The sequence below is a fragment of the Limnospira sp. genome, assembly GCF_051859755.1.
Taxonomy (GTDB): Bacteria; Cyanobacteriota; Cyanobacteriia; order Cyanobacteriales; family Microcoleaceae; genus Limnospira; species Limnospira fusiformis.
Map to the genome: position 1 here is coordinate 1 of NZ_JBIMLI010000344.1, position 1,280 is coordinate 1,280.

1 protein-coding gene is annotated in these 1,280 nt (G+C 43.0%); it reads left to right on the plus strand.

Features of this window, described 5'->3' with window-relative positions:
• Positions 1 to 78 precede the first annotated feature (78 nt).
• A partial coding sequence (locus tag ACTIE0_RS24485) for a hypothetical protein (protein WP_439517050.1) occupies positions 79 to 1,280 on the plus strand: 1,202 nt, incomplete at its 3' end.

Sequence of the window (1,280 nt, forward strand, 5' to 3'; positions counted from 1 at the left end):
ATGGGTTGTTGGCGGACGAAAATTGACCAAAGAGGGATGGCTGCAACTATTTCCTGAGTTGAGGCAGGAGTGCGAACAATGCGAGAAGTAGAGGAACGTAGCCGAAGGACAAGAGACATTGTAAGGAATCGCAACTATAGGCAAGCTATAGATGTCATAGAAAGAGAGGTTAAAAGACTAGAAGCCGACGACAAACCCAGAGCGCGAGTAAGATTTCCCCGTGACGATGGAGACATTGATATAGATGTGGGGGGGATAATTGAATTTGCCCAGGCAATGAAGCCAAAAATAAGCACAGAGGCTGAAGATTTACAGGATGGTAGAACTAGGAGAGGCATAAAAGCTGAGAAGATAGGCAGCACAGCCCGTGGATTTGTAGACCTTGATGAGGATGGCAACCCCAAAGGTTTTGGGGGAACAATCGACAGCATTAATGATGCTAATGTCTCGGTTTACTTTGGGGAATGTGAGCAAACCATGAGCGTAACCATGCTTGGCAAAACTGTCACTTTTGCTCGGAATGTTTGCGAGGATGATATAGAAGAACCATCGGAGACAGATGAAAATGAAACAAGTGATGATCAAGATAATAACAATCCTCCCAGCATTGACCCACCTAGTTTTCCGCCAGGTTATTCAGGACTATTAGCTGAGTTTTTTCTTGTTACTGGAAAACGGTATATATCAGGGTGGTGGGGTGATTTGTATTCGGGAATGTTAGATCGTCTTGATAATTCTGATGACGGGATAACCACTGGTGAATATATAGTCAGCACTTTAGAATTCCAATTCAACACAGATGTAAACTCTAGTATACAGAGCATAGGAATTTTTCCTCTCGGTCCGGGAGCGAGACATTTTCGGAATTTACATATTCAGGTGAATGGTACGCCCCCGTATCCGCCCAATATTTTTCGTCTAAAGTGGAATTTTAATCTTGGTAAAGGCGGAACGCCTGTTCGCCTGTTTGCATCAAAACAATGTTCTTCCGTTCCATCTTTGAGTCTCTCTGGTGGTTCCATAACACCGAGGGTAAACAGAATATGTCCTGCTCACTTTCCCATAGGTAGAGACCCAGAAACCAATCTTGAAATGGCAATACATTCGTATTATTGGTATACATCATGGCAGGTTGAATATACTCGATTACCGTATGAAGCCAACAATCATCAACCAGAGCTACCGCCAAGTTTACCAATATTAAGGGATGACATGAATAAAGAATGTTGTGACGATTTGATTAAAATGACTAGGGAAATCCATAAAGCCCTAGGGGTAAG